The 14,441-nt window shown below is 66.5% G+C and carries 15 protein-coding genes and 1 pseudogene; 11 read left to right on the top strand and 5 right to left on the bottom strand.

Going from position 1 to position 14,441, the window contains the following annotated elements; genetic code table 11:
• Positions 1 to 4: 4 nt before the first annotated feature.
• The 3 genes from J4N02_RS16415 to J4N02_RS16405 all read left to right on the top strand — a co-directional run bounded on the left by J4N02_RS16415 (position 5) and on the right by J4N02_RS16405 (position 1,545).
• Positions 5 to 229: a class I SAM-dependent methyltransferase gene (locus J4N02_RS16415; RefSeq protein ID WP_188334691.1), complete on the top strand. Its 225-nt coding sequence runs from the start codon at positions 5 to 7 to the stop codon at positions 227 to 229.
• A 151-nt stretch (positions 230 to 380) separates the two neighbouring features.
• Complete coding sequence (locus tag J4N02_RS16410) at positions 381 to 899, top strand: helix-turn-helix transcriptional regulator (RefSeq protein ID WP_208091037.1); 519 nt, start codon at positions 381 to 383, stop codon at positions 897 to 899.
• Between the two features lie 322 nt (positions 900 to 1,221).
• Positions 1,222 to 1,545, top strand: a complete 324-nt coding sequence (locus tag J4N02_RS16405; RefSeq protein WP_208091036.1) for a hypothetical protein — start codon at positions 1,222 to 1,224, stop codon at positions 1,543 to 1,545.
• A gap of 48 nt (positions 1,546 to 1,593) precedes the next feature.
• On the opposite strand, the gene J4N02_RS16400 is transcribed toward J4N02_RS16405, so the two are convergent.
• The 4 genes from J4N02_RS16400 to J4N02_RS16385 all read right to left on the bottom strand — a co-directional run bounded on the left by J4N02_RS16400 (position 1,594) and on the right by J4N02_RS16385 (position 4,532).
• Positions 1,594 to 2,514 carry a tyrosine-type recombinase/integrase gene (locus J4N02_RS16400; RefSeq protein WP_188334692.1) on the bottom strand — a complete coding sequence of 307 codons (921 nt, stop codon included), beginning with the start codon at positions 2,512 to 2,514 and terminating at the stop codon, positions 1,594 to 1,596.
• Positions 2,515 to 2,587: 73 nt separating this feature from the next.
• Positions 2,588 to 3,070 carry a nucleotidyltransferase domain-containing protein gene (locus tag J4N02_RS16395; RefSeq protein WP_182816899.1) on the bottom strand — a complete coding sequence of 161 codons (483 nt, stop codon included), beginning with the start codon at positions 3,068 to 3,070 and terminating at the stop codon, positions 2,588 to 2,590.
• Positions 3,071 to 3,141: 71 nt separating this feature from the next.
• On the bottom strand, positions 3,142 to 4,017 hold the full coding sequence (locus tag J4N02_RS16390; protein ID WP_188334848.1) for a hypothetical protein: 876 nt from the start codon (positions 4,015 to 4,017) through the stop codon (positions 3,142 to 3,144).
• 347 nt (positions 4,018 to 4,364) lie between these two features.
• Positions 4,365 to 4,532, bottom strand: coding sequence for a hypothetical protein (locus J4N02_RS16385; protein WP_182818903.1), 168 nt, complete (start codon positions 4,530 to 4,532; stop codon positions 4,365 to 4,367).
• Positions 4,533 to 4,772: 240 nt separating this feature from the next.
• Here J4N02_RS16385 and J4N02_RS16380 point away from each other — a divergent pair, with 240 nt between their 5' ends.
• Entirely contained in the window at positions 4,773 to 6,164 is a 1,392-nt protein-coding gene (locus J4N02_RS16380; protein WP_188334849.1) for an IS1380 family transposase, read from the top strand.
• Positions 6,165 to 6,449: 285 nt separating this feature from the next.
• Positions 6,450 to 7,397, top strand: a complete 948-nt coding sequence (locus J4N02_RS16375; protein WP_188334838.1) for an HNH endonuclease — start codon at positions 6,450 to 6,452, stop codon at positions 7,395 to 7,397.
• Positions 7,398 to 7,595: 198 nt separating this feature from the next.
• Here the strand turns inward: J4N02_RS16375 and J4N02_RS16370 are convergent, their stop codons facing one another.
• The gene (locus J4N02_RS16370; RefSeq protein WP_188334839.1) at positions 7,596 to 8,321 is read right to left on the bottom strand and encodes a TIGR02391 family protein; all 726 of its coding nucleotides are present in this window, start codon (positions 8,319 to 8,321) and stop codon (positions 7,596 to 7,598) included.
• Positions 8,322 to 8,630: 309 nt separating this feature from the next.
• Here J4N02_RS16370 and J4N02_RS16365 point away from each other — a divergent pair.
• The 6 genes and pseudogenes from J4N02_RS16365 to J4N02_RS16340 form a co-directional block, all read left to right on the top strand.
• A pseudogene (locus J4N02_RS16365) lies at positions 8,631 to 9,386 on the top strand (IS21 family transposase); the annotation flags it as partial.
• 148 nt (positions 9,387 to 9,534) lie between these two features.
• Positions 9,535 to 10,776, top strand: a complete 1,242-nt coding sequence (locus J4N02_RS16360) for a tyrosine-type recombinase/integrase (protein ID WP_182818949.1) — start codon at positions 9,535 to 9,537, stop codon at positions 10,774 to 10,776.
• Positions 10,773 to 11,747, top strand: a complete 975-nt coding sequence (locus J4N02_RS16355; RefSeq protein WP_182818950.1) for a tyrosine-type recombinase/integrase — start codon at positions 10,773 to 10,775, stop codon at positions 11,745 to 11,747. The genes J4N02_RS16360 and J4N02_RS16355 overlap by 4 nt, the downstream gene beginning before the upstream one ends.
• Positions 11,734 to 12,753 (top strand): tyrosine-type recombinase/integrase, encoded by a 1,020-nt coding sequence (locus tag J4N02_RS16350; RefSeq protein ID WP_182818952.1) that lies wholly within the window; start codon positions 11,734 to 11,736, stop codon positions 12,751 to 12,753. Before J4N02_RS16355 ends, J4N02_RS16350 begins: the two co-directional genes overlap by 14 nt.
• Before the next feature lie 153 nt (positions 12,754 to 12,906).
• On the top strand, positions 12,907 to 13,671 hold the full coding sequence (locus J4N02_RS16345; RefSeq protein ID WP_188334785.1) for a Mu transposase domain-containing protein: 765 nt from the start codon (positions 12,907 to 12,909) through the stop codon (positions 13,669 to 13,671).
• On the top strand, positions 13,668 to 14,420 hold the full coding sequence (locus J4N02_RS16340) for an ATP-binding protein (protein ID WP_208091035.1): 753 nt from the start codon (positions 13,668 to 13,670) through the stop codon (positions 14,418 to 14,420). Before J4N02_RS16345 ends, J4N02_RS16340 begins: the two co-directional genes overlap by 4 nt.
• Positions 14,421 to 14,441: the final 21 nt, after the last annotated feature.

Here is a 14,441-nt window from a genome sequence, read left to right as displayed (position 1 = left end):
CAGGGTGTACCTGATCACCGTGACCGGCGAGATTCCCGAACCGGTTCGGATGCTCCGCGAATGCCGCCGAGTGCTGGAGCCGGCGGGCAAGCTGGGTATCAGCGAACTCCTCACCGACCCCGACTACCCGCTCCGCCGCACGGTCACAGCCTGGGCAACGTCGGCTGGCTTCCGACCCGCGGAGCACCACGGCAACTTCTTCTCCTACACGCTGACGTTCAAGCCCTGACGTACGCGCGAGACCGTCCAAGCGCCGACAACCAGCCAGACGATGATCGGCATGGGACAGGATGGGGCCCACCGCGACACCCCCGGGGCGCGGCAGAGTAGTGCGTTTGCGGACCACTCCTTCCCATAGCTCTGGATGCTATAGTCCGGGCATGGGTGGTCGGGAGGTCCTGCGCGAGGTGATGACTGAGAGCAAGGTGTCTCAGTCGGAGTTGTCGCGGATGAGTGGGGTGCGGCAGCCGAGTATCAGTCAGTTCTTGTCGGGCCGGATCGAGATGAGCGACGAGATGCTGGATCGGCTGCTGTCGTGCTTGGGGTATCGGCTTGAGGTGGTGCGTCGCCCGGTCCGGGTGGAGTTGGACCGGTCGCACCTGCGGAGTTGGCGCCTGCACCGCCAGTTGGCCACTCATCTGGACACCGGCGTGTTGGACGACTGGGTGCCGACGATCCGGCGGAACGTGGAGCGGTTGCGGCACCGCGTTCAGGGTGAACCTCATGTGTCGAACCTGGGCCGGTGGGAGGTGTTGGTGGAGCAGCGCGACGTTCCCGGGCTGCGCCGTGTGATGACCGGCCTAGACACCGACTCGGTGCAGATGCGGGAGGTGTCGCCGTTGGGTGGATTGTTGCCGCAGTCGGAGCGGGCGAAGGTGCTGGCGGTGGTCGGCCGATGAGACGCGACCAGTTGGAGCATGCGATCCGGAGGGCGTGCCAGATCATCGGGCATCCGGCGGTGATCATCGTGGGGTCCCAGGCGATCTTGGGCAGCTTCGGCGAGGACGAACTACCGGTCGAGGCGACCATGTCGGTGGAGGTCGACGTGCTGCCCATCTCCGACAACAACACGGTGACCGCCGAGTTGGCGGACCTGATCGAGGGGGTCGCTGGGGAGTGGTCACCGTTTGAGGAGCAGCACGGGTCCAGAACACGAATACGGCGGCGCCGTCGGGGCGGCCGCAGTTCATCGGCTGGTGCCTGGAGCCGGAAGACCTGTGCGTGGCGAAGTTGTGCGCCCACCGGGAGAAGGACCTCAACTTCGTGCGTGCCCTCCACGCGGCCGGATTGGTGAGCGCCACCGTGATCGCTGACCGTCTGGGTCAGGTGGACGCGCGGCACCAGCAGGCGGCAGCGGTCGCCCTCCGCTGGCTGGCGTCCCTGCCCGCTGCTGTCGGTACCACCAGCCCCGACAAGCCGGCTCCCGGCATGGATGCCGCGGGTCCATCGTGGGAGCGGGTCACGGGTCGGATCGACGGCTCAGCGCAGGAACGCCGGACACCGCCACGGTCGCAGCCCCCGCCCGGGCGCTACCCGGGTCGCTGAGCACCATCACATTTGGTGGGCCTGCCCATCCGGTGCCGTCGAGCGCTGTCAGGTGCCGGAGGCCATGTAGGCGGCGAGGATGTAGTTCGGGTGACGGTCGAGGTTCTTGCGGGCTCGGTCGTAGCGCATCGTGGTTCGCGGGTCGGCGTGCCGGGCCGCGATCTGCACGTCGCGGAGGTCGACGCCGGCATCCAGCATGGTCGTCACGAACGTGTGACGCAGCATGTGGGGGTGCATCCTGGGTAGCCGCACGCCGGCCTGGTCGGCGAGGTGCTTCAACCGGCGGGTCGCGGCATGCCGGTCCATGCGGGTCCCTCGGATCGTGCGCAGGATGGGTCCGTCGGCGCGACCGCCGACAGCGCGTTCGATCGCCCGCTGGACGGCGGGTGGCAGGGGGGTGAGGACGACCTTGCCGCCCTTCCCGCGGACCTTCAGGACGCGATGCCCGTGTTCCTCACCGAGGTCGGTGATGTTGGCGCCGCAGGCTTCGAAGATCCGCAACCCGAGCAGGCCGAGCATGGTCACCAGGGCGAAGTCGTTGGTGTTGCCTGAGGTGCGCGCCGCGCTGAGCAGGGCTTCGAATTGCAGATGTGACAAGCCGAGCGTGGGTGACTCGGGTGGTACGTTCGGGCGGCGCACGTAGTCCGCTGGCGACTGGGCCAGGACTTGGTCGATGACACAGGTGCGGTAGAAGCCAACCACCACCGACACGCGTCGGCTGACCGTGGACGGCTGGAAGTGGCGGACTTCCTGCATCCAGCGGACGTACAACTCGATCTGCGCGCGGCTCGCCTTCAACGGGTCGATACCCCGTTCCCGGCACCACACCAGAAACGCGCGCAGGTCGGACTCGGTGTGCACGCGGGTCTGGGCCCGGTAGCGGGCCAGATAGGCAGCGACCGCCTTCACCAAGGGATCGGTGGCAGCGTCGATGAGGACGGGGAACAGGACAGGCTCAGCACTGGACATACCCGATGATGTTCCCGACCCGACGGCCACGCCATACACAAGTGACCACCTGCGTGCGGCAGAACAGGATGCCTTACAGGTCGTCGAGCAGGGCGAGATCGTGTAGGTCGACCTCGCGCGGAGGGTAGCCACTGCGAAGCGCCCGCGCCCGCTGGGCGCTGGCTACGACGACCGCGTGCCCGTCGATGTGACCGTTGACTCGATGCTCAGCGGCGTGGACATACACCTCGCCGTCGAGGCCCTCTTGCACCCCATTGCCGGCCGCATCCATTCGCATCGGGTGAACATCCACTCGCCCTCCGGGGCTCGAGAGTTCGACGCGGACCGGGCGCCAATCCTGCGTGACCCGGTAACCGCGAGAGGTCAGCCAGGTCAAGAAGTTGGCCTCGTGATGTGCATCGATGAACACGTCTAGATCTTGGTGCGGGCGGGTCTGTCGGCCCACCAGTCCGTCGACGCCCCATCCACCGTTGATCTGATAGATCACACCGGCGGCCTCAAGCCACGCGATGATCTGGACCACCTCCGTGGCGGCCATCTGCGCGCAGTACCTCATGGGGTGAATTCTCGCTCCACCTCCCCACGAGGTAGTCGCGACCTGCGGCCTGACAGGACGCTGCTGGGACATCACCAGTCAGCGATGTATACCCGGTCGGAACTGGTAGCAACAGCTCGGGATTGGCCGTTTTGAGATGCCCAGGTGGACGACCCGGTATTGGGGAGTCGTGTATCCGTGACCGGCCTTAGCGTGTTGTCATCGAGGACGACGACACGACTGCCGGCCACGAGGGCGGGCCTTCCGGCAGCATCGGTGCTGAGGCAGCGGTGCAGCAGGCCGGTGCTCCACTCCTCATCATCGGCAAGGGTGGTGGCGAGCGCTTCCTCCAGCACCTGCGCGAGGGAGCCGAGGCGACGGGCGGCCTTGACTTCGAGGGTTCGAGGGTCCAGCTTGCAGAGCTCAACCTCGTCCAGCGGGCTGTCCAGATACTGCTGGAGACCGGTGGGAAGTAGGTCCCGGCCAATTGCATGCCACCAGGCGGTGCCGCGACGCGGCCGCAGCTCGCCGACGAGTGCATACAGCGCGCGCGTCGAGCGAGCTGCGGCCAGCGCGGCAGGGGCAGTTGTCCGGTGCGTCACCTCGTGCGAGGCGTTCAGGGAGGCGACTTCTCCTCTTGGTAGCGACCAGATTCGCGTGGGGGTGTCGCCAAGCGCTACCCACGGCGAAGTGATTTCGACTTGTGAGTTCACGACGGCCCAGCGGTCCAGATCGATGACCTTGGCTCTCTGTTGTCCGAGCGCTGCAGCCAGGACGTGGCGATGGTCCAGGCGGAGGAACTCCGTCTCCGCACCGTCGCGGCCGTGGCCAACCCCCTGATGCAGTTCACGCACCGTGCTGGGGCCGCTCAGGTCGACCTCGATGACGCCGCCAGAGGTGCCGAGCAGTTGCGGGTCCCTGACCGTCCAGAAGTGCCCCCCAGATCTGCCGCATCCGGCGCCCGACACCCGCCCGGCCGGAGTCGAGATCGATCATCGCCCACGGGCCGCGAGGAGCGTCTACGTCGAGCTCAGCGAGCACGTATGAACCATCATGACCGAGCCATGGCGGCATGAGGGTGGACAGCGGCGGCGACCCTGGGGGCAACGAGACCCGGCGGGTGACAGTCGTGACCTCTGGTTTCTCAGCCACTCTTGAGAACGATCCGCAGGTCAGGGGCCAGCCGCATGCGGTACACCATAGGGCGCACCGCAACGGTCGGTCGCTGTGCGTCAACGTCAGCCCATCGGCACTTCCGGACGGCGGCATGTCCGGATGTTCGCCTTGCACCCTGAGAGACGGAAGTTCCGGTGACTCACTGGCATTGCGAGAAGGGCGGGTTGATCGTGTCGCTGGTCCAGTCCAAGGGTGCGTTCATCAGCACCTGGTGGGCCTCCAACCCAGGATCAGCGAGCACCGCGTCAGTCAGCTCCACGTGGCCGGCCACCAACAGGAACAACCAGTCGAGCTCGGCCGCGACCACCCAACGGTGGTCGGGGCCGGCCAAACCCAGGCCACATCAACAGGCGGTGGCTGGACAGGCAACGAACTGTCACAGGGCCCCGATAGCTTGGCTAGGGACAGGTGGAGCCAGCCACCGCTAACCTCGCGCTTTCATGAGGGTGGGGTCTGACTCGGTGGTTTGAACAGCGAAAGTGCTTCCGGCTTGGGAGAATGTGATTGCGAAGTCCCACTCACCCCACGCGAAGGAAGCACTTTCAACGTGAAGCGTACCGCCGCGTATCCCCAACCCCGCCACGACGCCGGAGCCACCCGGGTCGTGGGCCACGCCGGCGGCATGCTGCTCACGAAGACAGCGGTGGTGACCGGCCTCACCCGCGAGTTGTCGACGGCGTTGGCGCGGTGGCGGAAACCGCTCGCGACCCACGACCCGGGCAAGATCCTGTCCGACCTGGCGATCACTCTGGCGTTGGGTGGGGACTGCCTCGCCGATGCTGCGCTGCTCCGGTCCGAGCCGGCCGTCTACGGGATGGTGGCTTCCGACCCGACCATCTCGAGGCTGATCAGCCTGCTCGCCGCCGATGCCCCACGGGTGTTGAAGGCCATCGACGCCGCCCGCGCCGCTGCCCGGACCCGCGCCTGGTTGCTGGCCGGTGAGCACGCCCCCGACTCCGGCATGAGCGTGGAGCACCCGTTGATCGTGGACGTGGACGCCACGTTGGTGACGGCGCACTCGGACAAGGAGCATGCCAAGCCGACGTTCAAGAAGGGCTACGGGTTCCACCCCTTGTGCGTGTTCGTCGATCACGGCCGTGATGGGACCGGGGAGCCCCTCGCCCTCTTGCTGCGGCCCGGGAACGCCGGCTCCAACACCGCCGCCGACCACATCACCGTCCTGCGGCAAGCGTTCAAGCAGCTGCCGGGCCGGTCCGCCACGCGGCCCGGGAAACGGGTGTTGGTCAGGGCCGATGGTGCCGGGCACAGCCACCAACTCCTCGACTGGCTCACCGGCCAACGGGTCCAGTACTCGGTCGGCTGGACCCTGCCCAGCGACGCCGGCATGCTGATCGAGAAGATCCCAGACCGCGTGTGGACCCCCGCTTACGACGCCGACCGGCAGCCCCGCGACGGCGCCTGGGTCGCCGAACTCACCGGGCTGCTCGACCTGTCGGGCTGGCCGCCCGGGATGCGGGTCATCATCCGCAAAGAACGCCCCCATCCCGGCGCCCAACTACGGATCACCGACGTCGACGGCCACCGCATCACCGCGTTCGCCACCAACACCACCCGCGGCCAGTTGGCCGACCTCGAACTCCGCCACCGTCGAAGGGCCCGCTGCGAGGACCGGATCCGGCTCGCCAAAGACACTGGGCTGACGAACCTGCCCCTGTACTCGTTCGCGCAGAACCAGGTCTGGTGCGCCATCGTCGCCCTCGCCTGCGAGCTCACCGCCTGGATGCAGATGCTCGCCCTGGCCGACGCTGACAGTGCCCGCCGGTGGGAACCCAAGAGGCTCCGCTACCGGCTGTACACGATCCCCGCCGTCCTGGTCCGGGGCAGCCGACAGGTGCGGCTCCGCTACGCCGCCCACCACCCCTGGGCGGCCGTCCTCATCGGCGCCCTGACCACCCTCACCACTCTGGACAGCACCTGACACGACAGCCCGGACCCTGCCCCGACAAGCCGAAACACCCACCGGGACCCTGGAACCCCTGCCCACCGGAGCCACCTCCGGGAAACCGTCACACCCACCCGGCAGAATCACACCAACACGGTGATCCTCAAGCCGTCACAACGACCCAAGCCAGCCCGACGAAAGATCGAGGCTAAGCCCCGAAGGGAAGACTCAGCAATGGCAAGTGCCACCCCCTCATCCTCCAAGTCATGTCTATCCATCGTTGGGTATGCACTGCTCGCTCTTGGAGCCTTGGGCCAGATCATGAACGACCCCACCTCAGGGACAGTGGTTCTGGTCATCATCCTGATGATCGCTGCCGTACCTGTGGTCAGGTACATCCGGATGAAGCGCTACTTCGCAAGCGAGGAGTTCCAGTCGGCTAAGGCGGAGTTGTCGGCGGTAGTCAAGGAGCACAACGAGATCACGGACTATGCCTCCGAGATTCGGAACCGTAAACTGTTCGAGCTTGGAGTCTCCTCTACGGGGGGCGAGTCCCACCTCGCTACATATGAGAACACGAGTCGACACAACTACAAGCGGGACAGGAACGTCGCCAACTTCCAGGCGCCCAACGTTCACAACTGCTCCCTGCAGGTCGTCCGCAACGCGAGCGGCGACCCGCTGACCTACCTGATGCGGTACTTCGACATAAAGGCCAACGAGCAGTCCCTGGAGAGGGTGGAGAGCTTGGGCGAGAGCATCTCCAGTCTCGAAGGCGCGATCCAGAACCTTCACGATCGCGAGGCGAGCATCACCAACTCTATCAACCCGCCCAAGTTCATCATGAAGCACTACCGCACGCGGTTCATGGAGCAGATGGGAGTTGAGCTCTCGCCGATTGAGATTCCGTATCCGGAGTACGTGTTCGAGTACGTCAGCGCCGGAGGGAATTCGTCTCAGCGGACCACCGTCAAGCTCACGTCAGACACGATCGATGCCCTGATAGAGAAGATGTCCGAGCGGATCCGGTTCCGCAAGAGTGCTGCGGGCCAGCGTGCACTCATGACTACCAGGCTGCGCAGCTTCATCAAGGACCGCGATAACCACACGTGCCAGACATGTACGATCTCGGTGGCAGCCGAACCTCACCTCCTCTTGGAGGTGGACCACATCACCCCGGTGTCTCGAGGTGGCATGTCGACTCCTGAGAATCTCCAGACGCTCTGCTGGCGCTGCAACCGCACAAAGTCCAACAAGGTGCCCGCTTAGACCTGCTGGCGGTTGAACCTCAGGACGCCCCCGGCCCGCACGGTCGGGGGCGTCGTTCAGTCCGTGCCGGCCGGGATGCTCGGTGCCACGACCTGGGAGGTGGGGAGCGCCGTCAGCGGCATGTCAGGGCGTGCGCTCGGGTCCGACAGCCGGCAGGCTGCCCTCGCGCACTGTGCTGCCGAACCGGACGTCGTGCGGTCAGGCCTGGGCGGTGGTGCTCCCGTCGACCAGGCGGGCGAGCACGCTCAGGGTTGCTAGCTGTTCCACCGCCTCCTGCTCACTCAGTTCCTGGATCTCGTCATGGCTGGAAGGATTGCGCAGGGCCGCGAAACAGCCTTCGGCGAGTGCTGCGACGCCGCGGCGGAGGGACTTGGCAGTCTTGCCGCCGTCGTCCCCGGCGGGCCGCAGGCGTGGCTTGCCGGGCTGGGGCGGGTCATCGCTATATGCCTGTTTGAAAAGGTCCGTTTCGGCAACGTCGCGGCGGCTCACCCTATTCTGAGTCTCAGCGTTGATCTTGATCGTGGCTGCTCTGATGGCCTCGCGATAGTGGCCCGACTGCCAGAGAGATCGTGCCGCTGACCAGATCCAGGGGTGAAGATCAGCCGCGCTGATGGACGGTGCATTGTCTCCGAGTCGTTCGGCCAGCTCGGTCTGGCGCTCAAGTGCGGTGACGGCGCGGATGGCCGCCTGGTGATGCCTGACCCATCGCTCCTTGCCGTCGTCAGGTACCTCGGTTCGCCATCGCGGCAGGACACGATCAAGGATCTGCTCGACCACCTGTGCTGCGGCGACGATGTCGTCGTTCCTCCCGACGGGGCTCGCGAAGTCCCCCATGAAGACCACGCCCCCGCCGGATGCCGGCTGGCGGAGCTTGGTGAGGCCGATGAATCGACGAAGCTCTTCGAGTGCCCATTCGACGTCCATGGTCTGACGATATGCGGTCCGCGCAACGTTCTGTCTTCGGCAGGAACCGACCGCGACACCGCGCTGACCGCGGCAAGAGCGGATGATCGGCGGCGCGGGTTGTTGGGTCGTGCGGGCCCTTCGTCCCGCTTTGAGTCCTTCGCATCACTGAATATTCGCTTCTCTGAGCGCCACGAGTATTGCGGTTGAGCGCCACCTGCTCGTGGGCGCGTTCGCGTCGTTGAGCGCCACCGAGTATTCGGGTTCGGCGCCGCCTTCCTAGGCTCCTTCTGCCGCGTGGCTGATCACGCGGCAGAAGGAGTAGTTCGGATGGTACGCAGGATCAAGGCGAAGCTGGTGTTGAGGCTTCGCGCGGAGGGGCTCACGGGTCGGCAGATCGCGGCGCAGGGTATGTCTCGGCACTCGGTGTCGGCGGTGCTCGACGCCGCTGACCGGGAGGGCGTCGGCTGGGACGACGTCGCGGAGCTCGAGGAGGCGGACGTGTATGCGCGGCTGTTCCCCGGGCGTGGTGAGCACGAGAGTGTTCACGCGCAGCCGGACTGGGACAAGGTGCATCGGGAGCTCGCGAGGGTCGGGGTGACGTTGAAGCTGCTGCATGGCGAGTACGTCGATGCCTGCCGGGCCAAGGGTGAGACGGCGATGGGCTACGACCGGTTCTGCAAGACCTACCAGCGTCACGTGCTGGTGATCGGGGCGGCGTCGCGGGTCGGTCATAAGGCCGGGCAGACGGTCGAGGTCGACTGGTCGGGCAAGACTATGCAGCTCAGCGACCCGGTCACCGGGCAGGCGACGAGGGTCTACTTGTTCGTCGCGACGCTGCCGTTCTCGAGGTATTCGTTCGTCGAGCCGGCCCTGGATATGAAGCAGGACACCTGGCTGCGCGCGAACACGGCGATGTTCGACTGGTTCGGCGGGTCCGTCCCGCGGATCGTTCCGGACAACCTGAAGGCGGGTGTGATCAAGCACCCTGCCGAGGGCGAGGTGGTGCTGAACGACGCGTATCGGGAGCTCGCGGCGCACTATTCGGCGGCGGTGCTGCCCGGGCGGGTGAAGAAGCCGAAGGACTATCCCGAGGATCTGGTTATCCCGAGTCGTGGCCGTTGCTGCTTGTCAACGGGGGCTGTGGCTGGGGATCCTCGGGATAATCACGCTCCTGGCGTTCCAGTCGTACGTTGCTCGTCTCTGCTGGGTTTTCGCTTGGAGGTGAGCGGACATGGGTGTCTTTGTTGGCGAGGTGATCGCGCGGGCCGACGCGGCGGTCAGCGCTTTGGGGCATGCGCCCTCAACGTTGTGGCAGTACCGGTGGGCGTGGTCCCGGGTCGAGGTGTTCTGCGGCGAGCCTGACGTTGTTGAACTGACCGACGAGGTGGTGGCCGGGTTCCTGCGGTGGGTGGCTGCCGAGCACGCTGAGGGCCGCATCAAGGAGTGGAAACGCAAGCTGCTCCGCAAGGGCATGTTGGTGTTGTCGGAAGTGGCCTCGACCGGCACGTACACGTGGAAAGTGACTCGAGGACGGCACCGCAATGAGGGCCTGACTACGGAGTTCCGTCCGGTACAGGAACAGTTCGAGCAGTGGCTGACCGGCCAGGGACTGGCACCGGCCACGACGGCCCTATACGCGACGGTCAGCCGGAAGGTCCTGGCCTGGCTGCCGGAGCGCGGAGTGGTCGATGTGCGGCGGGTGTCCGCGGGGGACGTGTCGGCGGCGGTGGCCTTCCTCGGCGTCAGCTACTCACCGGGCAGTATGCGGACCGTGTTGACCGCTTTGCGGGTGTGGTGCCGGTTCCTTGAGGACACCGGCCGGTCCGCGCGGCTGTCGCCGGCGGTGCCGGCGGCGAACTGCAGGCGTGTGCGGACGCTGGTGGTGTTGTCGGCTGACGACGTGGAGTTGGTGGTGGCTTCCCCCGATCCGGCCACACCGGTAGGACGCCGGAACCGGGCGATGCTCTTACTGGCGGCCAGGACGGGGCTGCGTCCCAGCGATGTCGCCGGTCTTCGGCTGGCAGACATCGATTGGCGCCAAGCGATGATCACGGTGACCCAGCACAAGACCGGGACGGTGGTGGTGCTGCCGCTGCTGGCCGACGTCGGCGCGGCGCTCACCGACTATCTCCTGTCCGACCGACCGGCTCACGCGCTCGACGATCACGTGTTCCTGCGTTCCCAGGCCCCGCACGTCAGCTTGGGCTGCTCCGACCTGTATCACGTGGCGGCGGGCGCGTTCGCCCGCGCCCAGACGGTCAACACCAGTGGTACGGGGCGAGGGATGCGGGTGCTGCGGGCGTCGTTGGCGACCGGCATGCTCCAGCAAGACGTGCCCCTGCCGGTGATCAGTGGTGCGTTGGGTCATCGCGGCATCGACTCGGCCAAGCACTATCTGGCAGGCGACGAGGCCCGGATGCGGCAGTGCTGCCTGGACTTCACTGGGATCGAACCGAACCGGGCACGGCCATGACCGGGCTGGTCAGCGGCCTGGCCGGCCACATCGACGGCCTGCTCGAAGTCAAGCACGCGCTCGGGTACCCGTACACGACCTCGGAGCGACACCTGCGCGCGTTCGACGCGATGTGCGCCACCGAGTACCCGGGACAGGCCACGTTGAGCCGGCACATGGCGATGCGCTGGGCCACCAGCCGTCCCGGCGAGCACGTCAACGGGCAGCTGCGACGCATCACCCCGGTCCGGCAGTTGGCCAAACACATGGCTGGGCTCGGGGTGGACGCCTATCTGATCCCGCCGGGCATCCCAGGCAAGCAGGTCCGTTACCGTCCGCACTTGTACACCCACGCAGAACTGCGGGCGATCTTCGACGCCGCCGACCAGATCGTGGCGACCCCTTACGGCGGGTGCCGGCATCTGATCATCCCGGTGGTCTTCCGGATGATCTACTGCCTGGGTCTGCGCCCCGGCGAGGCCCGCCGACTCCACCGCAATGACGTCGACCTGACCAAGGGCACCGTCCAGATCCGCGAATCGAAAGGACACAAGGACCGGGTGGTGTACCTGTCGGCCGACCTGCACGACTACTGCCGCCGCTACGACGCCACGATCCGCGCGCACCACCCGAACCGGGTCGCGTTCTTCCCGAACCAGAGCGGTGGCTTCTACAGTGCGTGCACCCTGGACCACTGGTTCGGTCAACTCCTGGCTGTCGCCGAGGTGACCGGTACAACCGGCGCGGGCTCGCCACCGCGGGTCTACGACTTGCGGCATGCGCATGTGATGGAAACGGTCAACCGGTGGGTGCGTGCGGGCCGCGACCCGCAGGCGCTGGTGATGTACCTGAGCCTGCACCTGGGGCACAGCAACCCCGAGGACACCTGGTACTACTTCCACCTGACCCCCGATTTCCATGCCGACCTGCGCCAGGTGGCCAACATCAGTATCGAGTCGGTCCTGCCCGAGGCCTCCCATGCACACGGATGACTTCTTCCGGCTCGTGCGTTCCTGGCTGACCGTCTACCTGCCGCGCTCACGTCGGCTCAGCGCCCATACCATCCGCTCGTACAAGACGGCGCTGACCATGCTGCTGGCCTACCTGCACGAAACCCGCGGGCTGGACCTGACCGCGGTCAGCTTCGAAGCCATCGACCACGCGACGATCCGGGGGTTCACCACCTGGCTGACCGACGACCGACACGTCAGCCCCGCCTCGGCCAACCAGCGTCTGGCAGCGATCAAGTCGTTCCTGTCGTTCTGCGCCGCAGAAGACCCGGCACTGGTCGCGGTCTGGCTGGACATCAAACAAGTCCGGCCCGCCCGGGTACCGGCCCGCGCCCCGGACGCGCTGAGCATGCCCGCCGTCGAGGCACTGATCCGCGCTCCGGGCCAGCGCACCCGCCAGGGCCTCCGTGACACCACCATCTTCTTGCTATTGTTCGACGCCGCCGCCCGGATCCAGGAAGTCCTCGACCTGACCCTCGCCGACCTCGACACCACCAGCGGGCACGGCCGGGTCATCCTGACTGGCAAGGGCCACAAGACCCGGACGATCCCGATCATGGACAAGACCTGCCGTCACCTTGACCAGTACCTCGACGCGTTCCACATCGGCACACCAGAGCCGGGAACGCTGCTGTTCTACACGGTCCGGGCCGGCCGTCACCAGCCGATGAGCCAAGACAACATCAACTACCTGCTGAACAAATACGCGGCAGCCGCCCGGCCGGGTTGCCCGGATGTCCCCCGACGGGTCCATGCCCACCAGTTGCGCCACGCGCGGGCCATGCAGATGCTGCGGGCTGGCGTACCCCTGCCGCACATCAAGGAGTTTCTCGGCCACGTCAACATCACCACCACCAGCGTCTACGCCACGGCCGACAACCAGATGGTGCGCGACGCGATCCAGAAAGCCGCCGGCGCCACCCCCGAACTCGCGCCCCTCTGGAAAGGAGACGACGACCTGATCCTCCGACTCGCAGGCCTCACGTAGTTATCCCGAGGATCCCCAGCCACAGCCCCCGTTGACAAGCAGCAACGGCCACGACTCGGGATAACCAGATCCTCGGGATAGTCCTTCTTATCCCGAATTCGGGATAAGAAGGACAAGCCGAGTGTCGAGGGCACGGTCGGGAACGTTGCGACGGTGGTGATCGCGGCTCTCCGCGACCGCACCTTCGCGACGCTGCCGGAGTTGCGGGCCGCGGTCTACGAACGCGTCGCCGCTTACAACGCGAAGCCGTTTCAGAAACGCGCCGGGTCGAGGCTTTCGGTGTTCGAGGGTGAGGAGAAGCCGCTGCTGCGGCCGCTCCCGCAGGTTCGGTTCGAGATCTCGCAGTGGCTCTACGGCCGCAAGGTCCAGAAGAACGGACACGTGGTGTTCGAGAGGAACTTCTACTCGGTCCCTTACGAGAACATCGGTCGGTCCGTCGACCTGCGCATCACCGACACCACCCTCGAGGTGTTCGCCGGGGATCAGCGGCTTACCAGCCATCTCCTCGCCCCAGCCGGGGTGGTCAACGAGTACCGGACGCACGACTCGGATCTGCCCGACGGGCCCCGCTACCAGCAGATGGACCCGCAACGGGCGAGGGAGTGGGCCGCTCGGATCGGGGAGAACACCACCACGATCGTGAACCGCATCTTCGAGTCCGTCCCCGTCGACGAGCAGGGGCTCGGCGCCGCGCTGGCAGTGCTCAGGTTGACCCGCCGCTACTCCCCCACCCGGGTCGAAGCCGCCGCCGGCATCGCACTCGATTCCCGAGTCCGATCACCCAGGTATGCGCACCTGCGGCCGATCCTCGACTCGAATCAGGACCAACGCGGCAGAGGCCCATGGTTCGAACCCGCCGACGAGGAACCCGCCGGCTACGTCCGCGGCGCCGACTACTACGCAGGAGACACCCAATGAGCCGGCTCGACTCCGAGACGAAGCGGAAGCTGCGAGAGATGGGCGTCCCCGCCCTCGTCGACGCGCTCGACATCCAAGACGACGCCCTCACGATCGGGCTGGTGTTCGAGGAGCGGATCAAGCTCGCCGTCGACGACGCCCACGCCGCGTTCACCCACTCCAAAGTCGAAGGCCTCATCCGCCGCGCCGGGCTCCGCTACCCGAACGCGGACCTCCGCCGCGTCGACATGCTCGAACAACGCGGGCTCGACAGAGGCGTGATCGCGCAGCTCGGGACCTGCCAGTTCATCACGAGGCACATGAACGTCGTGTTCCAAGGGTTCACCGGGTCCGGGAAGAGCTACCTCGGGTCGGCGCTGGCGAAGCAGGCGTGTCAGCACCGCTACCGGGCGCACTACATCCGCATGCCCGACCTCGAAGAGACCTGGACCGCGGCGAAAGACAAGCCCGCCGGTCGGGAGAAGTGGTTGCGGAAGTACTCCACGTTCACGCTCCTCGTGATCGACGAATGGCTGCTCGACCCGCCCACCGACGACGTCCGGTCCATGCTGCTCGAGCTCCTCGAACGCCGCTACGACGCCACCTCGACGGTGTTCTGCACCCAGTACGCGAAGAAGGACTGGCACCAGCGCCTCGGCGGAGGGGTCCACGCCGACGCGATCATGGACCGCATCGTCCACAACACCCTCTGGATCGAGACCGGCGACGTCAACATGCGGGAGCACTCCGCCGCCGCCGCGGCCGGCTGAACCCGGGCCGGTGAGCGTCGC

Source organism: Propioniciclava sp. MC1595 (assembly GCF_017569205.1).
GTDB lineage: Bacteria > Actinomycetota > Actinomycetes > Propionibacteriales > Propionibacteriaceae > Propioniciclava.
The sequence above is the reverse complement of the archived record's forward strand: the minus strand, read 5'-3'. Positions and strand labels throughout refer to the sequence as shown.